Below are 25972 nucleotides of genomic sequence, written 5' to 3' on the forward strand. Positions count from 1 at the left end.
CATAAGGTCAATTTCAACGGACGATCTCCTCAGTTGAAACGTAGGGTGCGCTTGCGCACCATCGAAGCACAGTATCGCCCACCGAAGCCGAGGTGACAGAGGCCTCGTATTGCTTGGATATGACGATGGGTGGCGGTCTTTCAGACAAATGGTGCGCAAGCACACCCTACGGTCCTCGGTTCCCGGAACGTAAGACATGACAAGCGGCCTTCAAGAACGATGATGGGCTGAATAGTTACGATTCATTTAATGCAAAAAGCTAACCGGACACTACTGAAGAAGAATGAAACAGGTCCCTCCTGCAGAGGCGGTTGGTATGCGCGCGCGATCGCGATAGTGTCATTAACAGCTTCTACTGCCTTTCCATAGGGTTTCAAGGTGCCCCCACCTTGCCGCCGGAGGCCTTTTTTCTCCCTTTCTCCCTTTTATCTCCAGCTTTCTGGACTGCACCCCCCTCCCTCCAGGCCGTAGGCTTTGATTTTGAGGTGAAGGGTTTTGCGGTTGATGCCCAGGCGCCTTGCGGTTTCGCTTTTGTTGCCTCCGGTCTCTCGGAGGGTGGCGACGATGGCCTCCTTTTCCAGTTCGGCCAGGGGGCGTCCTGCCATGGAGGGGGGGATATCGTGGTGGGGGGCGGGGGCGTTCCCTGCGGTGAGGGTCATGGGGAGTTCCCGTTCGGAGATAAATTCGCCGCACATGAGGATCACGGCCCGTTCCATGGTGTTTTCCAGCTCGCGGACGTTGCCGGGCCAGGGGTGGCGGACAAGGCGGTCCATGGCTTCGGGGGTGATGCCTTTGACTATTTTCCGGTTTTTTTCAGCGTAGGTGTCGGCAAAGTGCTGGACGAGCAGGGGGATGTCCCCGTGGCGTTTTCGCAGAGGGGGGATGGCAAGGGAGACCACGTTGAGCCGGTAGAAGAGGTCTTCCCGGAAGCGCCCTTCCTTGACCTCCTCGGCCAGGTCCCGGTGGGTGGCGGCGATGATGCGCACGTCCACCGCGGAGTGGCAGAGCTCTACCACCTGGAACTCCCGCTCCTGAATCACCCTGAGGAGCTTGGCCTGCATGGCGGCTGAGGTCTCCCCGATCTCGTCCAGGAAGAGGGTGCCGCCGTCGGCCTGCATGAAAAGACCCTCGCGTCGCCGGTCCGCCCCGGTAAAGGCGCCCCGCTCGTGGCCGAAGAGTTCGGACTCCAGGAGGGTGTCGGTGAGGGCGGCGCAGTTCACCACCACCATGGGGTTGTGGTTCCGAGAGCTCTTCCTGTGGATGAGCCGGGCCACCATCTCCTTGCCGGTGCCGCTCTCCCCGGTGATGAGGACCGTGGCCTCGGAGGGGGCGATCATCATCAGCATCTCCCCGAGCTCCTTCATGGCCGGGCTGGAGCCGATGATCTCATCCAAGGGCGAGTCCCCCATGGTGGCTTTGAGCTTCCGGTTTTCCTCTTTCAACCCCGCGTGTTCCACGGCCCGGTCCAGGGTCAGCTTCAACAGGTCAAAATCCAAAGGTTTCATCAGGTAGTCATAGGCCCCGGACTTGAGGGCGCTCACTGCGGTCTCCACCGAGGAGTAGGCGGTCATGATCAAAATGGGGATGGCCGGGTTGTAAGCCTTGATCTCCTTCATGGCGGAGATGCCGTCCATTTCGGCCATGCGTACGTCCATGAGCACGGCGTCCCAGGAGGCCTCTTTGATGCGGGCCACAGCCTGGAGGCCGTCCTCGGCCATGCCGGTTTCGTGGCCCCAGCTGGTAAGCAGGGTGTTCAGTGTGATGCGGTGGCCCCGGTCGTCGTCGACGATGAGGACCCTTATTTTTCGGCTCATTTACTCTCCTTGGGGAAGCTCGATGTCAAAGCGCGCACCCTGCCCCGGGTGGCTGGTCACCTCAATGGTGCCGCCGTGGGCTTCGATGATGTTCTGTGCGCGAATCCAGCCAGGCCAGTTCCGTCGGCCTTGGTGGTGAAATAGGGGTCAAAGAGGCTCGCAAGGGTTGCCTCGTCCATGCCGCAGCCCGTGTCGGCAACCGAGAGGTGGACCGCTTCGGGCGTCTCTTCCAGGGTGACACCAAGCTCTCCGCCCTGGCCCTTCATGGCCTGAAGGGCGTTGAGGAACAGGTTCAGCAGGGACTGGGTGAGGCGGTCTGCGTCCAGAAGGGCCATAATCGGGGCCTCGGGGGCCTTCACCGTGAGGCTCACACCCAGGGTGTCGGCCTCGGCCTCCACGAGGCGGACGGCGCGCTGGATAATCTCCCCCACGTCGTGGCGTGCCGTCACCAGGCGGGTGGGCCCGGCGATGGTGAGGAGTTCGGTGACGGCCCGGTTGAGGCGGTCCACCTCGTCGATCATGACCCCTGCGGTCTCCCTGGCGTCATGGGATTCGTCAAAGAGCCCCTTGAAATAGGTGGCGATGCCCTTGATGGAGCTCAAGGGGTTGCGGATTTCGTGGGCCACGCCTGCGGCCATGTCTCCGATGGCGGCCAGTTTCTCCTTGTGGCGAAGCTCTTTTTCCAGGCGCTTGACCTCCCGCAAATCCCTTAAGATCACCACGCGTCCCACGTTGCCGCCGTCCTCGTGGACGATGTCCGAGGCGCTGATGCTCACCGGGATGACCCGGTGGGCGGCAAACCGGCAGAGGTGCTCTTCCTCGTGGAGGGGGTTTCCTGTGACAAGGGCGGTGTTGACGGTCTCCATGAGGCCGGGCAGCACAACGGCGGCGGGCTTGCCTCTCACCTCGTCGTCCGTGAGGCCGGAGAGTTTTTCGGCGGCCTGGTTCATAAAGGCCACGGCGCCGCTCCGGTCCACCACCATGAGCCCCACGGGAAGGGAGGTGACCACCTCCCTTGCCATGGCGCTGGTGTCCCTTAAGCTCTCACGTGTCAGTCGGTAGTTCTGGAACCAGAACAGGGAGGCAATGCCCCCGACACCCAGAAGGAGCAAGAGCCCCGAGATCACGGGTAAGCTAGGGTCCTGCTGGACCACCTCATAGGGGGTTCGGTCCTGGGCCAGGACAATGAGGGGCTTGTCCCTCTCTTCAGGGAAGAGGCGATGGTCTTTTCTGGCTTTCCACGTTCCCATGTGGTCCCGCCCGTGCATTCCGTCCATGTGGTCCCCCATGTGTCCGGGCCGTTTGTCGATTTTCAGGGGCCGGAATTCCCGCCAGACAAGGAAGGTGAGGTTTCCATCGGTCTCTTCCCGCTGGAGGATGCGGAGGCCTTTGGCCTCTTTGGTCCCTTCCGGGAGTGTGAGGTTTCGACCCAGAAAGTCCCGGTCGCTGTGGGCCAGGATACGGCCGGACGGGGTGGTGATGGCAAGAAAGAGGACGCCGGGCTGATGCCCGGTCTCTTCCAGGAGGTGTTGGAGCTGGCCGCGTCCCCACCGCATCCGCATCATCCCGGCCCGGGTGCCCGCTTCGATGGTCCGGATGAGGGCGTCCCCCTTTGCCAGGAGAAGGGCCTGGGCGTTGTCCACCTCACGGCGATGGTTGCGCACGGCCAGAAGGAGCACCACCAGGATGAGGATTATGACGGCCCCTGCCGCTACCCAGATTCCGGATCGGTTTGTGTTGGATGATCGTTCCAGTGTCAGTTTCATTGCCGCCTACACACCTTTGTTGCAGTGATGGTCAAAAGCGCCTTTCGGCGAGTCGATTCGTGGGGGATAGAGGCCGACTGAACGGTCCGTATCCCAACTTCGGTTGCAGGCCCGGAGCCAGGTCCAAGCCAAGTTCAGATCAAGCTTAGAACAAGATGCAAAATTGACGCCACCTTTATGTACAGGTGGCCATTGAGGCCAGTGCACAGGGCTTTTTCAGCAAGAAGGAAACCATGGGTGATGATCAACATTTCGGGAATAAAAGATATTCTTTCAATGTTGCAGGCGTGGGCAATCCGGGAAGATCAAGGGGCCAATCCTGTTTTTTCAGGTTCGGCCTTTCGTGTGCCCGGCATGATGTGGGGCATTTTTGGACACCCCCCACCTCGTCCCATTCTCGGTGGGGCATTATACCACACCCCGCGAATGCCATGCCATGGTTCTATGTTGCAAATTTCCATAAAATATATAATATTTTCAATATGTTAAAATATAATTGACGGGTTTGGCACGGCTCTTGGAATATCTTCTTGTCAAACGCCGGCATCTCCAACCGGCATCAGGTTTCAAACCAAACAACACAATCATTTATTTTGGAATAAAACAGTAAAGGAGTCAGACCATGAAAAAAATCGCACTTATCCTTATCGCCGTAGCCATCACCGGATTTACAGCCACGCAGGTCTTTGCAGGACGGGCACATCACGGATACAGGGACGGAGGATGCATCCAGCAGAACCTGACCGACGAGCAGATCCAGGCGCGGCAGGCCTTTATGAAGGACACCGCCGAGCTTCGCCAGAACCTTGCGGCAAAGAAAGGCGAGTACCGCGCCCTCATGGCCGGTGAGAACCCCGACCCCAAGACGGCCGGCAAGCTCTCCGGAGAGATCGTTGCCCTGAAAGACCAGCTCCGTGAAAAAGCCGTGCAGCCACCATACCTCAAAGGCCTGGGCATGGGGCACGGTCAGGGCCATGGCATGGGTGACGGACCCAACCAGGGACGTCATCACAAGAACTGGTAGGCTGTTTGACAACCCGTGAACCGAACACCGGATCGGCGCCTGCGGGCGCGATCCGGGATGTTCGGTGTCACCGGAATCTATCCCGGATATTTCACGAGTCGAGTGCACCCATATTCAAGGCATCAGAGCTGCAGATGTAGTTGTTTACCTCAAAGCTCTGATAACGCAGAAGATGGGTGCACTCGGCTCGCCCGAAGGGGGAGAAAATCAAACAGCAAACGTCGATTTACATTTTGCATGTTCAAAATAGTTGGCGTTTTTGTTTTATCAATCCGAAATAATAGCATTTTCTCTTGGTGGGTTGTTTTCTCATGAAATATCCGGGTTAAGGAGAGCGTTATGTGGCAGTGTAACACCTTGTTCGGCTTTGCAGGCATGGGGATCCCCCATGCTTGGGGGTGGATCGTTCACCTTCTTTTCTGGGCAGCCCTCATCGGGTTTGTGGTCTGGGCGGCCAGGCGCGTGGCCGGCTCAGGTGGCGTCCCCTCCCCGGCCCCGGGGGGCGAGGCGTCGGCTATTCTCGACAACCGCTTTGCCCGCGGGGAGCTGACAGCCGAGGAGTATCGAAGGGCCCGTCGTGTCCTGGACAATGGGTAGCCAAAGAGGGGAAAGCCCAGGGCAGACGCATTTAGATTTTGCCTCCGGCGGCCCTGCCGGGGGCAAAACTTTTGAAAAGTTTGACACACAGGTTTCATTTTTTTGTTTATCAAGACACGCCTCTTCAGATCCTGCGGGACTGGAGAGGCGTGTCTTGATTACCGGAACGTTTTTGCGGAGCTTTTTTCAAAAAGCGACCCGCCGGATGCAACGGAATCGTTACATGCGTTGGCCCTGGGGAAAGCCCTTTACCCCGTGACCGGTCGTATTTTGACTGCACCCTGGTTTTCACCTGTGGTATACAAAAGGGAATCAACCCAACCCGAATCAGGATGCAGAGATGACCAACACCCGACCCATGAGTCTTCAGGAAATAACAGAGCAGATGGTGGCCATTGCCTTGGAGTTCGGCGCCTCGGAGGCTGAGGTGGTGGACGCTTCGGCACTGACGGTGAACCCGGAGCTTGTACGGTACTGCCGTGAGCCCCAGTGCCCCAGCTACGGCACCTCCGGGCACTGTCCGCCCAACGGGCCCTCGGCACGGGAGTTCCAGCTTTCCCTTGCCTGGTATGAAAAGGCAGTGGTGTTCAAGTACGATCTGCCGGTCTCGGTGTTGATGACCGATGAGCGGTTGCCCGTCTCCCGGAAGATCCACGAGACCGCAGCGATTCTGGAGCGGTTTGCCGGACGGGCGGGGTGTGTGGTGACCATGGGTGTGGCCACGGGCGGGTGCAAAACGCTTTTTTGCAGCGGGTTTGACGAGTGCCTGAGGCTCAAAGGAGGGCTCTGCCGTCACGAGGGGCTCTCCAAACCCTCCATGTCGGGGCTCGGCTTGGATTTTACCGCCCTGTGCGAGCTGGCGGGCTGGCCGGTGAACAAGGTGACCTCTGAGAGCTGTGCCTCCGACGGGCAGATGGGGGCCCTGGCCGGCCTGGTTCTGGTGGGGCAGACCCCCTGATGCGTCTTATCCGGCCGCCCTCTGGGTGAGGGTGGCTTTGTGGTTGCTGCAGGTGAGGGTGCAGCTTCCCCCCATGCGGCAGAGGCGGCAGGGGGAGCCGGCCTTTGCGTCCGTGAATCCCGGGCCGATGGCGATGACCACCGACAGGGTGTTCATGGGGGAGAGGATGGCGTCGTCTCCCTGGGTGATACCGATGGCGTCCATGGGAAAGAGGGCGCACAGCTCGCGTTGGCTGTGGAGCTCCCACCCTTCGATGGAGCCGGGGCTCAAAGGGGGGCTGACACCGACCCCTTCCTGTTTTGCGCGGTTTTCGGCCAGCCGGGTGAGGACCGAGGCGGTGCGGGTGAGGGCGGCCAGGGAGCCCATGTTCACGAAGTGGGCCTCCATTTCCCTGTCTTTTGTCGTAAGGCGGTGAAGCAGGGTGTCCACCTTGGGGCCCAGGGTGTACAGGGCGGCCAGGAAACGGGTGGCCCGGTGAAAGTACGGGGAAAATCCGCCGGTGGTGAGACGGGCCGAGGTGCCGGAGACCGGTTCCGTGATCATGATCTCCCCGTCCAGGACCTTTTCTAAATCAAACCATTGGAACAGGGCCTCGGGGCGGATGATGCGGTTCATCTCCCCCACGATTTTTTCGGCGACGGCCGGGGCGTCCGGTTGGTCGGACCATGCCGAAGCGGCCAGGGCAAGGACCTCTTCCGGCGTGATGCGTGCATCGATGGTAAGGATGCGTCCCGTGTTTCCCATGATGTTACAAGACTCCACAACCTGATGACCCGTTAGGGACATCGGGTTTTTTATGCACAAAAAAAGCCCGCGCGAACGGTCCATCCATAAGGACGTTCAAGCGGGCTACATTGCCGATTATGGGGGCTTACGCCATTGTAAGCACCCGTGGTCATTTTTTTTAAAAAAAATAGCACACTCAAGGCGCCGAGGGCAAGGCCGAAACGTGGAAAGGCCAGAGCCAACGCATGTAAAAACCCAGTTGCCTCCGGCGGGTCGCTTTTTGAAAAAAGCTCCGCAAAAACGTTCCGGTAATGAAAAAAGAAGAGGGGCAATGCCCTGTAGGGACGCATCCTCAAAAAACAAAACCTGTTTGTCAAACCCAAGGCATCTAAATTGGCAAACGTTTGGCCCCCGGCAGGGCCGCCGGTGGCAAAAGTCCAAATGCGTTAACCCTTGTGGAAGGGCCGCATGCCGTGACATGGGCCCTTCGGGTCGCGCGCGGGATCCGGCACCGGCAGGGTCGGGGGAATACCCCTGCCGGGCAGGGGCGGATCAGGCGACGATGTCGCCGGCGCGCACGGCTTTCAGGTAGTTCATGCAGAAGTTGTCTGCGCCTTTGAGCATGTCGGCGGTTTTCAGCACGGCCATGATCTCCTTGTCCAGGGGGTCCATGATGGCTGAATCAAAGCCTTTGGCCATCATCATGGCCAGGAAGATGCGATTGACCATCTTGCGCTGGGGCAGGCCGTAGGAGATGTTGGAGAGGCCGCCGGTGGTGTGGACCCCTTGGAGCTGGGTCATGATTTTTTCCACGGCGTCCATGGCCATGGTCCCGTTTCCTGGGGCCACGCTCATGGGCTGGATGAGGGGATCGATGAAGATGTCGTCCCGTGCAAAGCCGATGCCTTCGAGTTCGGCCACCAGGGCTTTGGCCCGGTGGAAGATGTCATCCACGGTTTTGGGCATGCCCGAGTCGTCCATGCACAGGGCGATGATGCGGCACTCTTTTCCTTTCAAGTACTGCATCATGGGGTCGAACCGGTCCTTTTCCAGGCTGATGGAGTTGATGAGGGGCGTCTGCTCCACCAGGCCGTAGGCCATCTCCAGGATGGCCGGGTCCGGGCTGTCCAGGCACAGGGGGAGCTTGGTGGCCCCCTGGATGACGGAGAGGAGCCACTTCATGTCCTCTTCTTCATGGCCGATGCGGGCCCCGGCGTTGACGTCGATGTAGGTGGCCCCGCAGGCCTCCTGCTGTTTGACGTCCTCTATGATGTAGTGGGCGTCCCTCTCGGTGACGGCCGCCTTGACCTTTTTCAGGGTGGTGTTGATGCGTTCTCCGATGACGGTAAACATGGTCCTCCTTACACTGATGACTTCCCGTAAAAAATGAATTCGCGAACCGGCAGGTTTACCTGAGCATGGCCTTGGCCAGCTTGCAGGCGGATCCGGCATCGGCGGCGTAGGCGTGGGCGCCGATTTCATCGGCAAAGGCCTGGTTCACCGGTGCCCCGCCCACCATGATCTTCAGGCCCTCGTTTTTGCCGGCCTCGGCGATTTTGTTCACGGTGTCCCGCATGGCCGGCATGGTGGTGGTCAAAAGGGCGGAGAGCCCCACGATATGGGGCTTGAGGTCGTCGATGGCCGCGATAAAGGCGTCGGCCTCCACGTCCACACCCAGGTCGGTGACTTCAAAGCCTGCGCTCTCCATCATCATCACCACGAGGTTTTTCCCGATGTCGTGGAGGTCTCCCTTCACCGTGCCGATGAGCACACGCCCCGCCGAGGTGGCATCCTCTTCGGAGAGCAGGGGTTTTAAGATCTCCACGGCTTCTCCCATGGCCTGTGCGGACATGAGGACTTCGGGGATGAACATCTCCCCGGTCTCCATGCGTTCGCCCACGATGTCCATGCCTGCGATGAGGCCGGAAGAGAGGATGTCGTTGGGGGCAGTGCCCTGGTCCAGGGCCTGGTTGACCTGGGCAATGAGGGCGTCGCCGTCTCCGGCGATGAGGGTTTGGGTCAGGGCTGTCATGTCACACATCACATTAAGGTCTCCGTTGATTGGGTGATTAATCCAGGGCTGCCACGGCAGCGATTTCAACATCCAGGCCGTCGAAAATTCCGGCAGAGGCCACGGTGATCCGGGCCGGAGGATGGTCCGGGAAGTAGGAGGCATAGACGTCGTTGAAGGCATCGAAGTGGTCCATGGAGGAGAGAAAGACGGTGCAGGAGAGGAGGTTTGCCATGGAACTCCCGGCCGCCTCCAGGACGGCTTTGATGTTCTCCATGCAGCGAAGGGTCTGCCGGGCCACGCTTTCCCGTTCAAAGAGGCCTGTCTCGGGGTTCATGGCGAGCTGGCCGGAGAGGTAGAGGGTGTTGCCGTGGCGAACGGCCTGGGCATACGGGCCCACGGCTTCGGGGGCGCGGGGTGTTGTGATGATCTCTTTCACGGTGTGGTCTCCATGATAAACCGGGCGGCAGGGCCGCCCGGAAAGGTTCGGTTAGCGGGGCACTTCATGTTTTTTGAGCAGCTTGACCATGGCAAAGCAGATGGCGATCATCACAAAGATAATCAGCAGGGAGGCGGCGATGGAGGAGAGCTGCAACCCGGAGATCCCCTCCCCGAAGAGCACCAGGGTGACGCTGATGACACCGATGGAGATGGCCCACAGGGCACGGATGGGTTTGGGTGGCACTTCCGGACCCTGGCTTTTCCGCGTGGAGATCTGTGCGCAGACATAGGCAAAGGAGTCCACGGTGGTGGCCAGGAAGAAGAGGACAAGAAAGAGGAACATGACGCCCATGAGGTTGCCGAAGGGCAGGTTGTTCAGGACCGCAAAGATGATGTCGCCGGAGCCTGATTTCATCTGGCCCACCAGGTCGACGCCTTGCCTGATCTGCTGGTGCAGGGCGGTGGAGCCGAAGGTGGCGAACCACATCCAGGTGGCAAAAGGGGCCACGGCCATGTGAACAAGGACCACCTCTTTGATGGTGCGGCCCCTGGAGATGGAGGCGATGAACATGCCGGTGGCCGGGGCACAGGCGATCCACCAGGCCCAGTAGAAAATGGTCCATCCCTGGGGAAACCCGCCTGCGGCGATGGGGTCGGTGTGGAAGCTGAACTTGAAGAAGTTATTGATGTAAAGGCCCAGGGAGTTGAAGCCCAGGTCGCAGATGAAAAGCGTGGGGCCGAGGATGAGAACCATGGCCATGAGGGCAATGGCCAGGGGGATGTTGATGTTGCTGAGGATTTTGATCCCCTTGTCGATGCCCGAGATGGAGCTTGCCGTGTAGAGGACGAGCCAGATACCGGCGATGAGCAGGTAGAGCCCGGCGTTGACCGTCAGCCCGAAGAAGTGGTTGAGGCCCGAGGCAAGCTGCATGATGCCGAAGCCGGCCGAAGTTGCGATGCCGAAGATGGTCCCCAGCACCAGGAAGGCATCCAGGGTCTTGCCAAAGCGGCCGTCGGCAAGGGTGCCGATGAGGGGGCGCAGCATGGTGGAAAACCGGGGCGCTTCCTCCCGTCGAAACATCAGGTAGCCGATGGGCGCCGAAATGGCGAGGTATATGGCCCAGGGCGTCCAGCCCCAGTGGAAATAGGTGTAGGCCAGGGCGATCTCTCCGGCCTGCTGGCTCAAGGGGTCGATGCCGAAGGGGGGCGAGGAGTAGAAACTCAGGGGCTCGGCCGCCACCCAGTAGACCACACCGATGCCGTAGCCGCAGGCGAAGATCATGCTGAACCAGGAGAAGAAGGAGAACCGGGGTTTTTCATTGTCTTTGCCCAGCTTGACGTGGCCGAAGGGACCAAAGGCAAGCCAGAGGGCGAAGGCGCAGAAAAAGATGCCGGTGATCAGGTAAAGCCAGCCGAACTGGTGGGTCGCAAAGTTGAAAAAGGCCTTCATGGCTTTGCTCATGGCTTCCGGTGCCATGAGGGTCCAGGCCATGAAACCCACGATGGCGGCCATGGACATGCCCACAACGAACCGGTCCATGCGAAGGAACCAGGCCGCGGGACGCTCGGCTGGGGTTGGGGTGGGCGGGGTGGTGGTGCTTTCATGTTGACTCATGCTGCTCATCTCACTCCTCCTTACTCTCAGTTGCCGCCGTGTGGGCCGTGACCGTTTGAGGCCAGGGGCACAGACGGTGGCAGTCATTCCCGGCAGGTCCTGGGGCTGCATGGGCTGCGGACCGGCCGGGAAACAGACGCATACATCATCAAAAAGGGTCGATGGTTTCCGGTCAGGTCAGGTGGGTCAAAACGGTCAGGTCCACTCCTTTTTCCTTCAGGTAATTTTCAAGGTCCCCCTGTGTTTCGGGGGGCAGGGCCGGTTCTTTGTAGGTCCCCACCAGGGACTCCATGGTCTGGTGGACTTTTCCAATGGATGCCTCAAAGGCCGTGGTGCCTTCGGGCAGCGGACCGCTCAGGGCGATGTCGGAGATCCAGGACGCCTTGCGGCAGTTCTTCATGGTGTGGGGCGAGGTGAGGTATTGCCCCCCCGGACCTGCCGCCCGCACGGCGTCTACGGCCAGGGCGTCGTCATCCACCGGCGTGTCGGCAAAGAACCGCTCGACCCGGCGGATGATGTCCACATCGGCGATGAATTTCTCAAAGGACATGGCCGCCCACCCGTCAAGGATACCGGCGCTGTGGATGACCAGGCTGACCTTTTCCTGCAACGAGACGAACATGGACATCATGGCTTCGGCCCCGCTTTGGGCCGTGGGGCCGTTGGCATCGGTGTTGGTGCCGCCGCAGCGGCAGGGGATGCCGTACATGCGGGACAAACCAGCGCAGTAGGTGACGGCCAGGGCGTGATCCGGTGAGCCGATGTTGACCCCTGCGGTGCGCATGTCCACCGGGGTGGTGTTGATGGCCATGACCACCGGGGTGCCGGGCTGGATGATCTGGACGATGGCCACACCGGCCAGGGTCTCTGCGTTGCCCTGGGCCAGGCTCCCTGCAAGGGTCACCGGGGCGGTGGTGCCGCACATGACCCCGGCCCCGATGATGACGGGCTGGCGGTGGGTGGCATAAGCCCACAGGGTCTCCAGGGTGTGGGTGTCCATCTGAAGGGGGCTCAGGGTGTTGATCAGGGCGATGAGGCGCGGTTTTTCCCGCAGGGCGTCCCGGCCCCCGAAGAGGATGGCGGCCATCTCCATGACGGCCTCCACCTCTTGGGCGGAGCCGGGCTGGGACATAATGCACTTGTCGGAAAAGCGCATGGCCGCGTAGGTCATGAGGAGCTGGAACTGGGCCGAGGCGATGTCCGAGGGCTGGGCAAGAATCCCCCCGTTGATGCGAAACTCAGGGGTCTGGTGCACCAGTTTGAGGAACCGGAGGTAGTCTGCGAAGGTGGCGTTGCGCCTTGACCCGTCGGCTTCGATGATGGATGGGCTGCCGTAACCGCCGATGTAGGCTGTGGTGCCGGCCCCGACGGTGACGTCATGTTCCGGGTTTCGGGCATGGAGGGTGAAGTGGGACGGGGCCTGGCGAACCCGTTCCATGATCTGTTCCTCGGTGAAGAAGGCGGTGTCTCCCTCCACGCGGATTCCGTTTTTGTCCAAGGTTTCCAGGGTCTGCCGGTGGTGGAGGCGAACGCCCACGTCCCGGAGAATGGTCATGGATGCCTCGTGGATTTTTTGAAGCTTTTGGTTCACGGTGTCCTTATCCTTGACTTGAAGTGGTGGCTTGACTTGGCGCTGGGCCGTTATTCTTTTATCCCAGGGGCACACGCAGGTACGTATTGTTGTTTCCAGGGTTTCGGTACTGGTCCATGGGGCCTTGCTCTACAAACCGCCGGTGGCACCGCTCCATGGCTTCCCGGGAGAGGGTCACCCCGAGGCCCGGCCCTTCGGGGACGGGCACGGTGTTGTTGACGACGTTGTACGGCCCTTCCTCAATGACGTCTTCGGTCATGAAGCGGAAGAGGGACTGGTGGGGCTCGCAGATGTGTCGCACGGCGGCGGTGACGTGCATGTAGGCCGTGGTGGCAAGGCCCGTGTCCCCGCTGTAGAACCAGAACCCGATGCCCATGTGCTCACAGGCCGCGATGAACCGCAGGGTCCGGGAGATCCCCCCCAGGGCCGTGAGGTTCAATACGAAGGTGTCCGGCACCCCGATGCGCGTGGCAAGGGCAAGGTCCGGGGTGTGGGTGGAAAAGGGGATGGCCGAGTGCTTGCGCAGTTTTTCCATCTCCCAGAAGGTGGGCACCGGGTCCTCGAAGTTCCGGATGTTGAGGGGCTCGATGCCGGCCAGGAGCTGCTGTGCCGAGGGAAGGGTCCAGGCCATGTTGCCGTCCAGGCGGATCATGGCGTCCTCGCCCACGGCTTCCCGCACTGCCCGGGTCACCTCAATGTCCAGGGCGGGGTTGCCCGTGGAGCATTTGCCTTCAAAGAAGGTGGAGCCGTGCTCTGCGCGCATGCGGGCGCAGTAATCTGCGATCTCCACGGCTGTTTTCAGGCCCCCGGCGTTTCCGTTTTGGGGGCGGAAAGCGTAGTACTCGGTAAAGGGGATTTCCTTGCGGACCGCTCCCCCGAGCAGCTTGTACAGGGGCATGTCCCAGGCCTTGCCACGGATGTCCCAGAGGGCCATCTCAATGCCCCCGAAGGATTTCAGGGGGGTGTTGCCGTCCGTGTTGGCCAGAACCTTTGTCTCCGGGACACAGAGGAGTTCGCAGGCTTCCAGGTCAAAGGGGTCCGCCCCCATAAGCCTGGGCGCCATGTGATCGTTGATGTCTGCTTCGCACTCCCAGGACGGCGCCTCTCCAATGCCCACGATCCCGTCATCGGTCTCCACTTCCACGATGACGCGCGTGATGCCCGTGTATTCCCCTACGGACCAGATATAAGGAGCGTCAAAGGGGATGCTGACTGCCGTGGCCTGGACACGAGTTATTTTCATTTGTCTTGTCTCCTGTGTGATGTTGGGCATTGCCATGGTGCATGGGAAAACAAACGCCTCACGGAGGTAACCTTCCGTAAATGGCACTGTTTTTTATTGCAAGAGGAGGGCCATGCTTGCCTTTTTGGCAGGAAAAAAAGAGATGAGATGCGGTTGGTTAAAAAAATAGGCTTGTGTTTCAGTGGGTTGTGGCGGAGTGTCGCATTGTAACATGATGGGCGGTTTACGGACAGGGAACACCAAATGACAAATATTTTTGTCGTGCTTGGTGGAGGCTGACAAATAAATTTGTCGGAAAAAGGAAAAAATATTTGTCGGTTTGCTTCACCGGTGCTGTGGGCTGGTGGACGCAGTGAGCACTGGGCTAACGGTGCCGGTCTCCCGGGATGCCGAGTTTTCGCATCTTGTGGTACATGAGCTGGCGGGAAATCCCCAGTGAACGCGCCGCTTTGGCCGCGTTTCCGTTATGGGCGGCGAGCTGACGGTTCAGGATGGTCTTTTCATAGGTGTTGAGCAGTTCGGGCAGCGAAGCACCAGTTTTCATGGGCGGCAGGGGGAGAGTCTCCGGGGCCCGGGGCGCAGTGCTCTCAACCGGTGGGGTGTCGGATTGGGTCACTGACGCCATGAAGTGGCTGGGCATGTGGATGCGCTCAATCTGGTGCAGGTCGCCCACCAGGTTCATGGCTCCTTCGATGACATGTTCCAGCTCCCGGATGTTGCCGGGCCAGGCGTAAGCATGAAAAAGGCCCATGACTTCGTCGGAGACGCTGCGGATGGCCCGGTTGAGCTTGGTGTTGCACTTGGCGATGAAATGATCCACCAGAAGGGGGATGTCCTCCATGCGCTCTCGAAGCGGGGGGATGGCGATGTGGACCACGGCGAGGCGATAGTAGAGGTCCCGACGAAGGGTGGCGGTTTCAATGGCTTTCCGGGGTTCCTCGTTGACGGAGCTGATCACCTTGACTTCGATGCTGATCTCCGTGGCCGAGCCCACCCGCCTGATTTTTTTCTCCTGGATGGCCCGAAGCAGCTTGGCCTGGAGCCCCAAGGGCATGGAGTTGACCTCATCCAGGAACAGGGTCCCTCCGTTGGCCTTTTCAAAGAGCCCGGCCTTGTCCCGGGCATCGGTAAAGGCCCCTTTGGAGGTTCCGAAGAGGATGCCTTCCAGCAGGGTTTCCGGGATGGCCGAGCAGTTGACGGCCACAAAGGGGCTGTCCCGCCAGGGGGCGTCGTTGTGAACGGACTGGGCAAAGAGCTCCTTGCCGGTCCCGCTCTCCCCGTAGATCATGATAGGAGACGGGGAGTCTGCCGCCATCCTGGCGGTGTGAAGGCATTGTTGCAGCTCCGGGGAACGGCCGACGATGTCCCCGAAGGTAAACCGCTTTTCCCTGCCTCTGTCGGTGCTGTTTCCGAGGCGGAACCGCGAGGTTTCGTCCACCTCCCGTTCAATGGCGCTGTACTCCCTGACAAAACAGATGGCTCCTTTGAGGCGTGGCCCGTCAAAGAGGGGAAACACGTTTTGCATGGCAAAGACCGCCCGCCCGTGCCGGGTTCGGTAAAACTGGGTGTGGTGGATGATGGTTCGGCCCGTGGCCAGGCAGGCAAGGGTGGGGCTGTCCTCTTCGGTGACGGTGTAGACCTCTGTAAGCTGGCGCCCCAGGGCAAGGCTGCGCTCCGTGCTGTCGATGCGGGACAGGGCCTCATTGTAAAAGAGGATCATTCCGTTGGCGTCGGTGATGAGGACCCCGTCGTCGGTTTCGGACAGGATGCCCGTCAGGTCCTCCAGGCTGAGGCCGATGCGTTTGTAGAGAGTCTCCGGATCCGTCATGGCAGCGTCCCTTTTTTAAGCGGTGGTGGGGCATGGTGGATGAAAAGAACTTTAAAGGAGGTGGCGTTGTGGTTTCAAGGGGAAAGTGGTTTTAGCCGGGGATAACGCATTCGCAACCCGGGGGGGCCAGGGGATGTATTCCCTGGCCCCCGGAGGCTGGTTTTTCGCGGTGCTTTACGGAAAGCTGAGGGCGTTGATGAAGAGTTCGTTGAACGCCGGGTCATCAGCCAGGTTGAAGACCCGGGTGGTGGCGGCAAGGGCCTCCATGGCGGAGAACTTTTTTCGGTCACACAGGGCCAGCACCGCCCCGGTACCGGCGGCATTGCCCACAAAGCGGATCTTTCCCCGGCTGCCTTGGGGCAGCATGCCCACGGCCAGGGCATCGTCTTCCCGCAGGACGCTGCCGAAGGCCCCGGCCAAGAGCACCTCGGTGGGGGCGTCCATGCCCGCTCGCTTGAGGAGCAGCTCGATGCCTGCCATGAGGGCGCCCTTGGCAAGCTGCAGGGCCCGGATGTCCTTCTGGGTGATGAGGACCGGCGGAAAACCCGATGCATTGTTTTCCGGGGCAATGGTGTAGGCGGGGAGCCCTTGGGAATCCGTGCCCACGGCACCCGGGATGCGCCGGGTGTCGAAGCGGCCGTCCGGGAGCACCAGGCCGGTGCGCAGGAGCTCGGCCATGGCACCTATGATGCCGGAGCCGCAGATGCCGGTGGCCCCGGTGCCGGGCTTTCCGATCCGGGCCGGGCCCGCCCGGCTGGTGTCCGGGTCGATGGTCAGCCTGAGCTGCTCACGGCCCCTTCCACCGCGGGCATACCGCAGGAAAGGGCACCGCCCTCAAAGGCAGGACCCGTGGCGCAGGAGGCGGCGTAGATCCCGTCGTGGTTTTTCAGCATGATCTCCCCGTTGGTGCCGATGTCCACCAGCAGGGTCCCGGCGGGCGCGTTCACCAGGTTCACGGCCAAAGCCGCGCTGATGATGTCGCATCCCAGGAACCCCGAGAGCAGGGGCAGGGTGGTCCACCGTGTGGACGGGGCCAGGGTGAAGACCCGGTCGTCAAAGGCCAGGCGCCTGATATCTGTGAAGACCGGGGCGTAGGGGGCCACGCCCAACGGGGCCGGGCTGACCCCGGCCAGGATGTGGATCATGGTGGTGTTGCCCACGGCCACGATGCTTTTGAGCTGTTCAGCCTGGGTGCCTGCCTGGGTGAGCAGCTCCCGGCATCCCCACTCGATGGCTCGCACCACAAGGGTCCGCTGGGTGGAAAGGGCCTCGTCGTTTTTGCGCACCGCGTCGATGCGGGCCATGACATCGGCCCCGAAGACGGTCTGGGGGTTTTTCACCGACAGGGATCCCATGAGCTTTTTGCTGGAGAGGCTCACGAGGTAGAGGGCGATGGTGGTGGTGCCCAGGTCCACGGCCACGCCCAGGTCGTCTTCGCGGAAGTCCTCACCTGTCGGGGTGTAGCCGGAAGGGAGAAGGGCCGGGGCCTTGGTGACGGCGGTGGCTGTCATGAGGGTGGCTGCCGGAATGGTGAGCTCGATGTCGCCGTGGATTTTCGTCCGGCAGGCCAGGCGGCTGAGGCCGGTCTCTTCGTCGCCTGAGACCCGGGCCACGGATTCGGACTCAAGGGTTACCCGGCACTTGCCGCAGACCCCCTTGCCCCCGCAGTCCGTACGCAGGAAGATACCGGCCGATGCCAGGGCCGGTGCGATGAATTCCCCGTCCCGGCAGACGATGACCCGTCGTCCCGGCAGGAGGGTGAGGGTGTGTTGTTTCATTTTAAAAAGCCCTTCATTTAAAAAACATGCCTCCGGCGGCCAGGTGGGGGCACCTGGAAACCCTATGGCGAATGCATGGGGGGAGGACGTTATGCGTGTGTTCTCAAGGCATTCGCGTGACGGATGAAATTCGGCAACCGTTTTGCTGGAGATACCCATGTCATTATGTCGAAAGCCAGGGTCGTGGTTTTTCTGGTTAACTTGCTTTCTTTTCGGAATAGCTCCGGTACCAGGGGGGGCGTGGGCAACACCAGCATATGTTTCGGGCGAAGCCCGAGCCGAAGGCCGTTGCGATTTGGCCCGAGGAACGAGGGACAAAACGCAACGGCAATCAGCTTTCGAGGTGGCTCACCTCGCCGCCGGAGGCAGGCTTTTCCATGCATTTTAACCCGTGACGGCCTGCGTTTGCCTCTGGCAAATGGGGAAGGGCCGCATGCCAGGCATGGGCCCTTCGGGTCGCGCGCGGGATCCGGTTCCGGCAGGGTCGGGGGAACGCCCCTGCCGGGCAGGGGCGGATCAGGCGACGATGTCGCCGGCACGCACGGCTTTCAGGTAGTTCATGCAGAAGTTGTCTGCGCCTTTGAGCATGTCGGCGGTTTTCAGCACGGCCATGATCTCCTTGTCCAGGGGGTCCATGATGGCCGAGTCGTAGCCCTTTGCCATCATCATGGCCAGGAAGATGCGGTTGACCATTTTGCGCTGGGGCAGGCCGTAGGAGATGTTGGAGAGTCCGCCGGTGGTGTGGACCCCTTCGAGTTCGGTCATGATTTTTTCCACGGCGTCCATGGCCATGTTCCCGTTTTCCGCGGCCACGCTCATGGGCTGAATCAGGGGGTCGATGAAGATGTCGTCACGTGCAAAGCCGATGCCTTCGAGTTCGGCCACCAGGGTTTTGGCCCGGTCGAAGATGTCGTCCACGCTTTTGGGCATGCCCGAGTCGTCCATGCACAGGGCGATGATGCGGCACTCTTTTCCTTTCAAGTACTGCATCATGGGATCGAACCGGTCCTTTTCCAGGCTGATGGAGTTGATGAGGGGCGTCTGCTCCACCAGGCCGTAGGCCATCTCCAGGATGGCCGGGTCCGGGCTGTCCAGGCACAGGGGGAGCTTGGTGCCCCCTGGATGACGGGAATGATAAGTCTACTTCATGTCCTCTTCTTCATGGCCGATGCGGGCCCCGGCGTTGACGTCGATGTAGGTGGCCCCGCAGGCTTCCTGCCGTTTGACGTCCTCTGCGATCAGCCCAGGAATCCTCTCGGTGACGGCCGCCTTGACCTTTTTCAGGGTGGTGTTGATGCGTTCTCCGATGACGGTAAACACGGCCTCCTTCATTGATGAATTGCCGTGAGAAGTCTTACACCCGAACCGGCAGGTTTATTTGAGCATGGCCTTGGCCAGTTTGCAGGCGGACCCGGCATCGGAGGCGTAGGCGTCGGCGCCGATCTCATCGGCAAAGGCCTGGTTCACCGGCGCGCCGCCCACCATGATCTTGACGGCGTCTTTCTTGCCTGCCTCGGCGATTTTGCTCACGGTGTCGCGCATGGCGACCTTGCGCTCGTCGAGAAGGGCGGAGAGCCCGACGATATGGGGGTTGAGCTCTTCGATGGCCTTCATGAAGGCGTCGGCGTCCACGTCCACACCCAGGTCGGTCACTTCAAAGCCTGCGCTCTCCATCATCATCACCACCAGGTTTTTCCCGATGTCGTGGAGGTCTCCCTTCACCGTGCCGATGACCACGCGGCCTGCGGTGCTGGTCTCTCCTTCGGCGAGCAGGGGTTTTAAGATCTCCACGGCCTCACCCATGGCCTGGGCGGACATGAGGACTTCGGGGATGAACATCTCCCCGGTCTCCATGCGCTCGCCCACGATGTCCATGCCTGCGATGAGGCCTTCGGACAGGATTTCACCAGCGGGGATGCCCTGGTCGAGGGCTTCTTTGACTTGAACCATGAGGGTGTCGCCGTCGCCGGAGATAAGGGTTTCGGTGATGGTTTTTAAATCAGACATGATGACTCTCCATTGTTATGTGTCGGGTTGTTGGTGATCCTGTTATCCATCTGCTCAGGCCTTGGGCTTCCCCTCCCGGACCAGTTCCCGGGTGAGGGAGACGAGAAGGCAGAGCATGACGAAGACAAAGGGAAAGGCTCCGATGATGGAAGCCGTCTGCAGGGCCTTGAGCCCGCCGGACCAGATAAGGACCATGGCAAGGCCGCCCAGCAGCAGGCCCCAGAAGATGATGAGGAGCCGTCCTTCGGGGGATTCCGGCCCCCCTGCATGGCCGCCGGTGGAAAACCGGCTGATCACGAGGGTGGCGGAATCGGCCGAGGTGATAAAAAACGAGGCGATGAGCAGGTTGGCCAAAAGGGCCAGCACCCCGTAGAGGGGCATGTGCGCCAGGGTTTCAAACAGCGCAGCCTCCAGGCTCTGGCTCACCGCGTTCATCAGGCCCGCTCCCTGCTCCAGTTCCAGCCAGACGGCGGTGCCGCCCAGGGCCGTGGAAAAGAGGATGGAGAAGAGAGCCGGCAGAAACATGACCCCCAGGACGAACTCACGGATGGTCCGGCCCCGGGAGATGGTGGCGATGAAGGCCCCCACAAAGGGGGCCCAGGCGATCCACCACGCCCAGTAAAAGACGGTCCAGCTTTCGGTCCAGGCACGGTTACCGAAGAGGCTGAAGGTCGTGGAGAGCGGGAGGATACCTGTTGTGTAGTCGGCCAGGGCGATCCCCAGGGTTTTGATGATGAACCCGAAGGGTCCCTTGACCATGAAAAAGAGCAGCAGCAGGACCATGAAGGCCACGTTGAGCAGGAGGACGTTGATGCCGCGCTTGACCCGCTGGCGCGAGGCGATGTACAGGGCCGTGATGACCCCGATGACTGCCGCCGTGGTGCCCGTGCCTCCGGGAAGTCCCCAGGAGAGGTGAAGCCCGCTGGTGATCTGCAGGGCCCCGAGCCCCAGGGAGGTCACCACCCCCATGACCGTGGCCCAGACCGCCAGCATGTCCACCAGTTTGCCCGTGCCCCGCGAGGCCCCGCCGTTCCCGGCTGCCCGGGGAAAGAGGCAGTGGGAGACGGTTCCGGGCAGGCCCTTGCGGAACTGGAAGTAGGCCAGGGGCAGCCCCACGGCCACGTAAGTTCCCCAGGCATGGATGCCCCAGTGGTGGCAGAAGATCTGGAAGGCCAGGCGGGCCGACTCCGCTGTTGCCCCCGTCCCTTTCGGGGGGGAGGCGTAGTGGTAAAGGGGCTCGGCAATGGACCAGAAGACCAGGCCGATGCCCATGCCCGCGGAGAAGAGCATGGCAAACCAGCTGATCCAACTGTACTCCGGTTTTTCGTCGTCGCGGCCCAGGCGTATCCTGCCGTAAGGAGAGAGTGCCAGGGCCAGGGCCGCGACGACGAAGAGGTTGACGCTGGAGAGGTAGAGCCAGCTCCAGCTTTGTGTGAGGTAGCCCAGGGCCGCCCCGCTCATGCTTTTCAGCAGGGCGGGGGCTGCGGCCCCGAGCAGGACAAAGGGAACCACCAGGACGGCTGATCCTGTAAAGACTGCAGTGTCTAGGTGACGTCCGATGCGGCGGGTGATTCCTCCGGATTCCATGGTGTGTCCTTTCAACTCTTTGGTTAAGCGTTCTTGCGACGGTTCACGTACTCGGTGAGCTCCTTTTCCACGGTCGGGTCGATGTCGGGTTTCTCGTACTTGGCCAGGCGCTGGCTCATCTTGTCGCCGGCCACCTCGTGGATGCGCTTTTTGCCTCCGGCGCTCCAGGCGTCGTAGTTGGTGCGGGTCATGAGATCGGGCAGGAAGAACTCGGTGCGGCAGAGTTTAAAGGTCTTGGGGTTGGTGAGGTACTGCCCGCCGATACCGGTCTGCTTGATCATCTCCACGTCGATGCTTTCTTCGTCAAAGCCGATGGGCTTGAGCATCTGGCGGATCATACCGGCAAGCTCTTCGTCCATGAGGAATTTTTCAAAGCTCATGGCGATGTAGGAGCCCAGGATGCCTGCGGAGTGGAGGATGAAGTTGATGCCGGAGCGGGCTGCGGTGGACAGGGCCAGGGCCGATTCCAGGCCAGCCTGTCCGTCGGGGTAGAGGGCATCGGTGAGGCCCCCGCCGCTTCGGCTGGGCAGGTCGTAGAACCGGGCCATCTGGGCGGTGACGTTGATGTTCTTGGACAGGGCCGGGGCGCCGATGGACAGGGCCCCTGTCTTCATGTCCATGGCAGAGGAGGTGGACCCGTAGATCACCGGGGCCCCTTCCCGCACCATTTGGGCCAGGGTGATGCCGGCCAGGATTTCGGCGTTCTGGAGGGCAGCGACGCCCCCTAAGGTCACGGGGCCCGAGGCTCCGGCCATGATGAGGGAGGCCACCACGCAGGCCTGGCCGTGGCGGGCCAGCTCGATGAGGGAGCCCACCATCTCATCGGAGAACTGCAGGGGGGACAGGGAGTTGATGAGGGAGACCGACACCGGGGTGTCCATGATCTTGTCCTTGCCGCCGAAGACGATGGAGGCCATCTCGATGCCGTCCATGGCGCCCTGGCGCGAGACCGGGGAGCCCATGCAGGGCTTGTCGCAGAGGAGGAAGTTGGAGAGCATCATGTCCATGTGGACGGTCTCCGGCGGCATGTTCGAGGGCTCCACCATCATCCACCCGTTCATGTCGATGTACTTGGAGGTGTGGATGAGCTTGCAGAAGGTGTCGTAGTCTTCCATGACCGCTTCCCGCTGCACCCCGTCGGCATCGATGATGTACGGGGCGCCGTAGCCGGGGACAAAGACGAAGTCGTCCTTTCCGATGGCCACGTTTTTCGCAGGGTTCCGTCCGGCGACGGTGAAGCTTGCCGGGGCTTTTTCCACGGCGCTTCGCACCTGCGACTCGGTGAGGAACACCGTCTTGCCCTCGGTTTTTACGCCGTTTTTCCGGAAGATTTCGATGGCTTCCTCATCGTTGAAGACAATCCCCGTGTTCTTGAGAAGATCCATGGCGCTGTCATGGATCCGGGTAAACTCCTCTTGGGTTAGTTCCTGCATTCTGTCGTACATCGATGGTCTCCTTCGTTGGAACATGTCCGGGACATGGTGAAAAACAGGCACCGGCGGAGCCGGTGCCCCGATTTTGCGGGGCGGCGTCCATGCCCCGCGTGCGGTCTATTCGTCGGGTGTCTCCTTGATGTGTTTGTTCAGCCCCCGGAAGGTGCCCCAGAGGCAGATAAGCAGAAGAAAGATCATGGGAAAGGCCGTGGCGATGGAGGCGGTCTGGATGGCCTTGAGCTTGCCGGTACCGGCAAGGACCGCGGCCACGGCGCCCAGGGCGATGCCCCAGAAGGCCCGCAGGTTGCGTCCCGGGTTCTCTTTGCCGGAGACAAAGCAGGCCAGGGAGAGGGCCGCGGAGTTGGCGCTGGTGACAAAAAAGGTGGTGATGAGAAAGATGAGGAAGATGGCCAGGATGCCGGTTAAGGGCAGGTGCTGGGCAATGGCGAAGATGGCGCTCTCCACCCCGTGCTCCTTGAGGATGGGGGTCACGTCAAAGCTGATGCCCGAGCCGCCCACCACGCCGTACCAGAGGAAGTTCCCCAGGGTGGGGAGGATCAGGACGGCGGCGATGGTCTCCCGGATGGAGCGGCCCTTGGAGATGCGGGCGATGAAAACCGAGACAAAGGGCGCCCAGCTCATCCACCACGCCCAGTAGAAGACGGTCCAGCCGCCGATCCAGTTGCCTTCGATGCCCGGTGCCGTGTAGAGGCTCATGGGCAGGAAGTGAACGAGGTACTGGCCCAGGGCGTTGGTGGTGAGGTTGATGAGAAAGATGGTGGGCCCGAAGACGAGGATAAAGAACCAGACCCCGATGAAGACCCACATGTTGACGTCGCCGACGATCTTGATCCCTTTCTCCACCCCGGTGTAGACGGCCACGGTGAAGATGACGGTGAGCACGGCGATGATGATGTAGATGGCGTTTGTGCCCAGCTCCAGGCCGTACTGGTACTTCAGGCCGCTGGAGAGCTGAAGGGCCACCAGGCCCGTGGTGGTGGCCAGGCCCCCTAAGGTGGCGAAGACGGCAAAGATGTCGATGATTTTTCCCCAGATGCCGTAAATACGGTCGCCGATGGCGTAGTAGAAGGCGCTGGAAAAATTCAGAGGGAGGTTCTTGGTGTAGCAGGCGTGGGCCAGGGCGATGGTGAGGATGGCGTAGATGGCCCAGGCTGAGAGGCCCCAGTGGAAAAAGGAGTAGGTCATGGCGTTGGCGCCGGTCTCCGGGGTGAGGGCTTCACCGCCGAAGTAAGGGGGCGGGCTCATGAAGTGGTAGGCCGGTTCCGCCGGTCCCCAGAAGACGATGCCTGCGGCAATGGCCGAGCCGAAGAGCATGGCGAACCAGGAGAAGTTGGAGAACTCGGGCTTGTCCCCGGGGAGTCCGAGTTTCAGGCGGCCGTAAGTCCCCCCCATGAGGACGAGGCAGCCGGCCACCAGCAGAAACGCCGTCAGGAGATAGAGCCACCCCCACTTCTGGGTGGTCCATCCGAAGACGGCGTTGATGGTTGTGTTCATGTTCTCCGGAAAGAGGATCGACCACAGGATAAACAGCACGGTGACGGATGCCGAAACCCAGAAGATGATCGGATCGAAGGGCCTTGCGTTTTGATGATCGGTCTGAGACATGTGTAACCCCTTTATTAGCCATGATGTTGCATGCGTACGCGGAGGCCGGACGGCCCGGTACGGACTGGAAACCTCATGACCGCAATAAAGAGCAAGGGGTATGCCAAGGGGTTGTCTTTGCGGTAACATCGGTGGGTTAAAACGTGAGAACGTGCGTGATTGCGGTGGATGGTGCTGAACGCTGTTTTGTGTCAAGGGGGGCGGGCAGGGTGAAAGGATTTTTTCGGTTTTTCGGTTTTGTCAAAAACCTTTTCTAATTTAGCAAAATATTTTTCACCCTGCCCCGGACGGACAGGTCCGGGGGGAAAGGCGACATGATTATTACTTGTTGGATGGCTGTTTTGCCTTTGAGTTCTGTGTGTTGACTTGATTTGCTGCGGATGCACCTCGCCCCTTACCCGGCGGGCGGATCGGCGAAGGTCTTTCGGTTGAGCTTGTGTTTCTTCATTTTGTAATGGAGGAGCTGCCGGGAGATGCCCAGGATCTTCGAGGCCCTGGAGACGTTGCCGAAGGAGTGGGTCAGGGCATGGGCGATGGTCTGCCGCTCGGTGGCCTTCTGGGATTCCGACAGGTTGTTTGTGGAGGATAGGGGGGCTGCGGCCGGCATGAGCTGGTGAAAAGGACCCGTATCCGAGGATTCCCAGGCCGTGTCTTCAAGGTTGTCGCCCATGACGTTGAGGGTCTCAAAGGCGGAGGTAAAATGCCGGAGGCCGATGATCTTGTTCTGGCCCGCGCTGTTCATGGCCCCCTCGATGAGGTGCTCCAGCTCCCGGACGTTGCCGGGCCAGCGGTACCCTTTAAACAGGTCGAGGACCCTGGGAGAGACCCCTTTTACGTGGGTCCCGAAGGTGTGGTTGAGGGTGAGGATGAAATGGCTGATGAGGTTCTCCAGATCATCGAGCCGGTTTCGAAGGGGGGGGATCTGGACGATGACCACACCAGGCGATAGAAGAGGTCGGTTCTCAGCTGGCCGTTTTTCACGGCCTCCCGTGGGGAGCCGTTCATGGCGCTGATCACCTTGAGCTCCACCTCCACCTCTTTGTGGGAGCCGATGCGCCGGAATTTTTTCTCCTGCAGGACCCGTAAGAGCTTGGCCTGGAGGGTGGTGGGCATGGCTAGGAGCTCGTCCAGGAAAAGGGTGCCCCCGTTGCCCATCTCCAGGAGGCCCGGTTTGTCCAGGGCACCGGTGAAGGCTCCTTTGACGGTGCCGAAGAGCACTCCTTCCAGGAGGTTTTCCGGGATGGCCGCGCAGTTAAGGGCGGTGTAGGCCTTGTTTTTCCGGGCGCTGTGATTGTGGATGGACTGGGCAAAGAGCTCTTTGCCCGTGCCGGTCTCGCCGATGAGCATGATGGGCGACGACGAGGAGGCCGCCTCCCGGGCCGTGACCATGGCCCGCTGAAGGTCGTAGCTGTCTCCGATGATGTCCCCGAAGGTGTAGCGGGTGCCGTTTCCCTTGTTTTTGTTGAAACTGGGGACGGCGATCATGGGGGTGCTCTTCTGGAGGATGTTGTAGTCTTTGACAAAGCAGATGGCACCGGTGACGCGGGAGCCATCAAGGAGGGGAAAAATGGAATGGATGGTGTGGGCCACCTTGCCTTTCCGGGTGCGGTAAAAAAAAGTGCGGTTTCGGATGGCGCGTTTTTTGTCCATGCATTTGGCAATCATGCTGGTCTCGTCGGAGAGCTCGTAGACCTCGGTGACATGCTTGCCGATGATCTCCTCGGGATCGGCCCCGTCGATCTGGGCCTGGGTGTCGTTGTAGTAGACGATGATCCCCTGGTGATCGGTGATGATAATGCCTTCGTCAAGCTGGTCCAGCACGCTCAAGAAGTTGATGCGGGTGACATCGAACAGCGACTCGGACCGTGACTTCCTGTGTTGACCCATTGAACAGACTCCACGTATGACTGGGGTTGATACGGTGTTG

24 protein-coding genes are annotated in these 25972 nt (G+C 60.8%); 4 read left to right on the forward strand and 20 right to left on the reverse strand.

Annotation, left to right across the window (positions count from 1 at the left end; all coding sequences use genetic code 11):
• Nucleotides 1–425: 425 nt before the first annotated feature.
• Together ACOYW2_RS00815 and ACOYW2_RS00820 are read right to left on the reverse strand one after the other, a co-directional pair.
• Nucleotides 426–1814: a sigma 54-interacting transcriptional regulator gene (locus tag ACOYW2_RS00815; protein WP_482769046.1), complete on the reverse strand. Its 1389-nt coding sequence runs from the start codon at nucleotides 1812–1814 to the stop codon at nucleotides 426–428.
• Nucleotides 1815–1870: 56 nt separating this feature from the next.
• Nucleotides 1871–3580, reverse strand: coding sequence for an ATP-binding protein (locus ACOYW2_RS00820; RefSeq protein WP_482769047.1), 1710 nt, complete (start codon nucleotides 3578–3580; stop codon nucleotides 1871–1873).
• 237 nt (nucleotides 3581–3817) lie between these two features.
• Here ACOYW2_RS00820 and ACOYW2_RS00825 point away from each other — a divergent pair, with 237 nt between their 5' ends.
• The 4 genes from ACOYW2_RS00825 to ACOYW2_RS00840 all read left to right on the forward strand — a co-directional run bounded on the left by ACOYW2_RS00825 (nucleotide 3818) and on the right by ACOYW2_RS00840 (nucleotide 6159).
• Nucleotides 3818–4069 (forward strand): hypothetical protein, encoded by a 252-nt coding sequence (locus ACOYW2_RS00825; RefSeq protein ID WP_482769048.1) that lies wholly within the window; start codon nucleotides 3818–3820, stop codon nucleotides 4067–4069.
• Between the two features lie 133 nt (nucleotides 4070–4202).
• Nucleotides 4203–4604, forward strand: a complete 402-nt coding sequence (locus tag ACOYW2_RS00830; protein WP_482769049.1) for a Spy/CpxP family protein refolding chaperone — start codon at nucleotides 4203–4205, stop codon at nucleotides 4602–4604.
• Nucleotides 4605–4943: 339 nt separating this feature from the next.
• Nucleotides 4944–5201: an SHOCT domain-containing protein gene (locus ACOYW2_RS00835; protein ID WP_482769050.1), complete on the forward strand. Its 258-nt coding sequence runs from the start codon at nucleotides 4944–4946 to the stop codon at nucleotides 5199–5201.
• 340 nt (nucleotides 5202–5541) lie between these two features.
• On the forward strand, nucleotides 5542–6159 hold the full coding sequence (locus ACOYW2_RS00840) for a DUF2284 domain-containing protein (RefSeq protein ID WP_482414815.1): 618 nt from the start codon (nucleotides 5542–5544) through the stop codon (nucleotides 6157–6159).
• Nucleotides 6160–6165: 6 nt separating this feature from the next.
• Here the strand turns inward: ACOYW2_RS00840 and ACOYW2_RS00845 are convergent, their stop codons facing one another.
• The 18 genes from ACOYW2_RS00845 to ACOYW2_RS00930 form a co-directional block, all read right to left on the reverse strand.
• A complete protein-coding gene (locus ACOYW2_RS00845; RefSeq protein WP_482421312.1) occupies nucleotides 6166–6903 on the reverse strand; it encodes a hypothetical protein in 738 nt (245 codons plus the stop codon).
• Between the two features lie 534 nt (nucleotides 6904–7437).
• Entirely contained in the window at nucleotides 7438–8238 is an 801-nt protein-coding gene (locus ACOYW2_RS00850; protein WP_482769051.1) for a dihydropteroate synthase, read from the reverse strand.
• Nucleotides 8239–8293: 55 nt separating this feature from the next.
• Entirely contained in the window at nucleotides 8294–8926 is a 633-nt protein-coding gene (locus ACOYW2_RS00855; RefSeq protein ID WP_482769052.1) for a cobalamin B12-binding domain-containing protein, read from the reverse strand.
• 28 nt (nucleotides 8927–8954) lie between these two features.
• Nucleotides 8955–9335 (reverse strand): RidA family protein, encoded by a 381-nt coding sequence (locus ACOYW2_RS00860; protein ID WP_482414819.1) that lies wholly within the window; start codon nucleotides 9333–9335, stop codon nucleotides 8955–8957.
• A gap of 51 nt (nucleotides 9336–9386) precedes the next feature.
• Nucleotides 9387–10961 (reverse strand): BCCT family transporter, encoded by a 1575-nt coding sequence (locus ACOYW2_RS00865; RefSeq protein ID WP_482769053.1) that lies wholly within the window; start codon nucleotides 10959–10961, stop codon nucleotides 9387–9389.
• A gap of 163 nt (nucleotides 10962–11124) precedes the next feature.
• A complete protein-coding gene (locus tag ACOYW2_RS00870) occupies nucleotides 11125–12543 on the reverse strand; it encodes a trimethylamine methyltransferase family protein (protein ID WP_482769054.1) in 1419 nt (472 codons plus the stop codon).
• Nucleotides 12544–12601: 58 nt separating this feature from the next.
• Nucleotides 12602–13786, reverse strand: a complete 1185-nt coding sequence (locus ACOYW2_RS00875) for a mandelate racemase/muconate lactonizing enzyme family protein (RefSeq protein ID WP_482769055.1) — start codon at nucleotides 13784–13786, stop codon at nucleotides 12602–12604.
• Between the two features lie 364 nt (nucleotides 13787–14150).
• Entirely contained in the window at nucleotides 14151–15614 is a 1464-nt protein-coding gene (locus ACOYW2_RS00880) for a sigma-54 interaction domain-containing protein (protein ID WP_482769056.1), read from the reverse strand.
• 174 nt (nucleotides 15615–15788) lie between these two features.
• A complete protein-coding gene (locus tag ACOYW2_RS00885) occupies nucleotides 15789–16433 on the reverse strand; it encodes an ASKHA domain-containing protein (RefSeq protein ID WP_482770962.1) in 645 nt (214 codons plus the stop codon).
• A complete protein-coding gene (locus ACOYW2_RS00890) occupies nucleotides 16388–17392 on the reverse strand; it encodes an ASKHA domain-containing protein (RefSeq protein WP_482769057.1) in 1005 nt (334 codons plus the stop codon). The genes ACOYW2_RS00885 and ACOYW2_RS00890 overlap by 46 nt, the downstream gene beginning before the upstream one ends.
• A 516-nt stretch (nucleotides 17393–17908) precedes the next feature.
• On the reverse strand, nucleotides 17909–18493 hold the full coding sequence (locus ACOYW2_RS00895; RefSeq protein ID WP_482770963.1) for a dihydropteroate synthase: 585 nt from the start codon (nucleotides 18491–18493) through the stop codon (nucleotides 17909–17911).
• A gap of 39 nt (nucleotides 18494–18532) precedes the next feature.
• Nucleotides 18533–18712, reverse strand: a complete 180-nt coding sequence (locus tag ACOYW2_RS00900; RefSeq protein ID WP_482421322.1) for a hypothetical protein — start codon at nucleotides 18710–18712, stop codon at nucleotides 18533–18535.
• 54 nt (nucleotides 18713–18766) lie between these two features.
• A complete protein-coding gene (locus ACOYW2_RS00905) occupies nucleotides 18767–19399 on the reverse strand; it encodes a cobalamin B12-binding domain-containing protein (protein ID WP_482421323.1) in 633 nt (210 codons plus the stop codon).
• 54 nt (nucleotides 19400–19453) lie between these two features.
• Complete coding sequence (locus ACOYW2_RS00910) at nucleotides 19454–20986, reverse strand: BCCT family transporter (RefSeq protein ID WP_482769058.1); 1533 nt, start codon at nucleotides 20984–20986, stop codon at nucleotides 19454–19456.
• 23 nt (nucleotides 20987–21009) lie between these two features.
• A complete protein-coding gene (locus tag ACOYW2_RS00915) occupies nucleotides 21010–22431 on the reverse strand; it encodes a trimethylamine methyltransferase family protein (RefSeq protein ID WP_482769059.1) in 1422 nt (473 codons plus the stop codon).
• A 105-nt stretch (nucleotides 22432–22536) separates the two neighbouring features.
• On the reverse strand, nucleotides 22537–24045 hold the full coding sequence (locus ACOYW2_RS00920) for a BCCT family transporter (RefSeq protein ID WP_482414829.1): 1509 nt from the start codon (nucleotides 24043–24045) through the stop codon (nucleotides 22537–22539).
• Nucleotides 24046–24439: 394 nt separating this feature from the next.
• Nucleotides 24440–24982, reverse strand: a complete 543-nt coding sequence (locus ACOYW2_RS00925; RefSeq protein ID WP_482769060.1) for an AAA-type ATPase lid domain-containing protein — start codon at nucleotides 24980–24982, stop codon at nucleotides 24440–24442.
• Nucleotides 24877–25932: a sigma 54-interacting transcriptional regulator gene (locus ACOYW2_RS00930; RefSeq protein WP_482769061.1), complete on the reverse strand. Its 1056-nt coding sequence runs from the start codon at nucleotides 25930–25932 to the stop codon at nucleotides 24877–24879. The genes ACOYW2_RS00925 and ACOYW2_RS00930 overlap by 106 nt, the downstream gene beginning before the upstream one ends.
• Nucleotides 25933–25972 lie beyond the last annotated feature (40 nt).

Source organism: Desulfoluna sp. CLI2B (genome assembly GCF_056847375.1).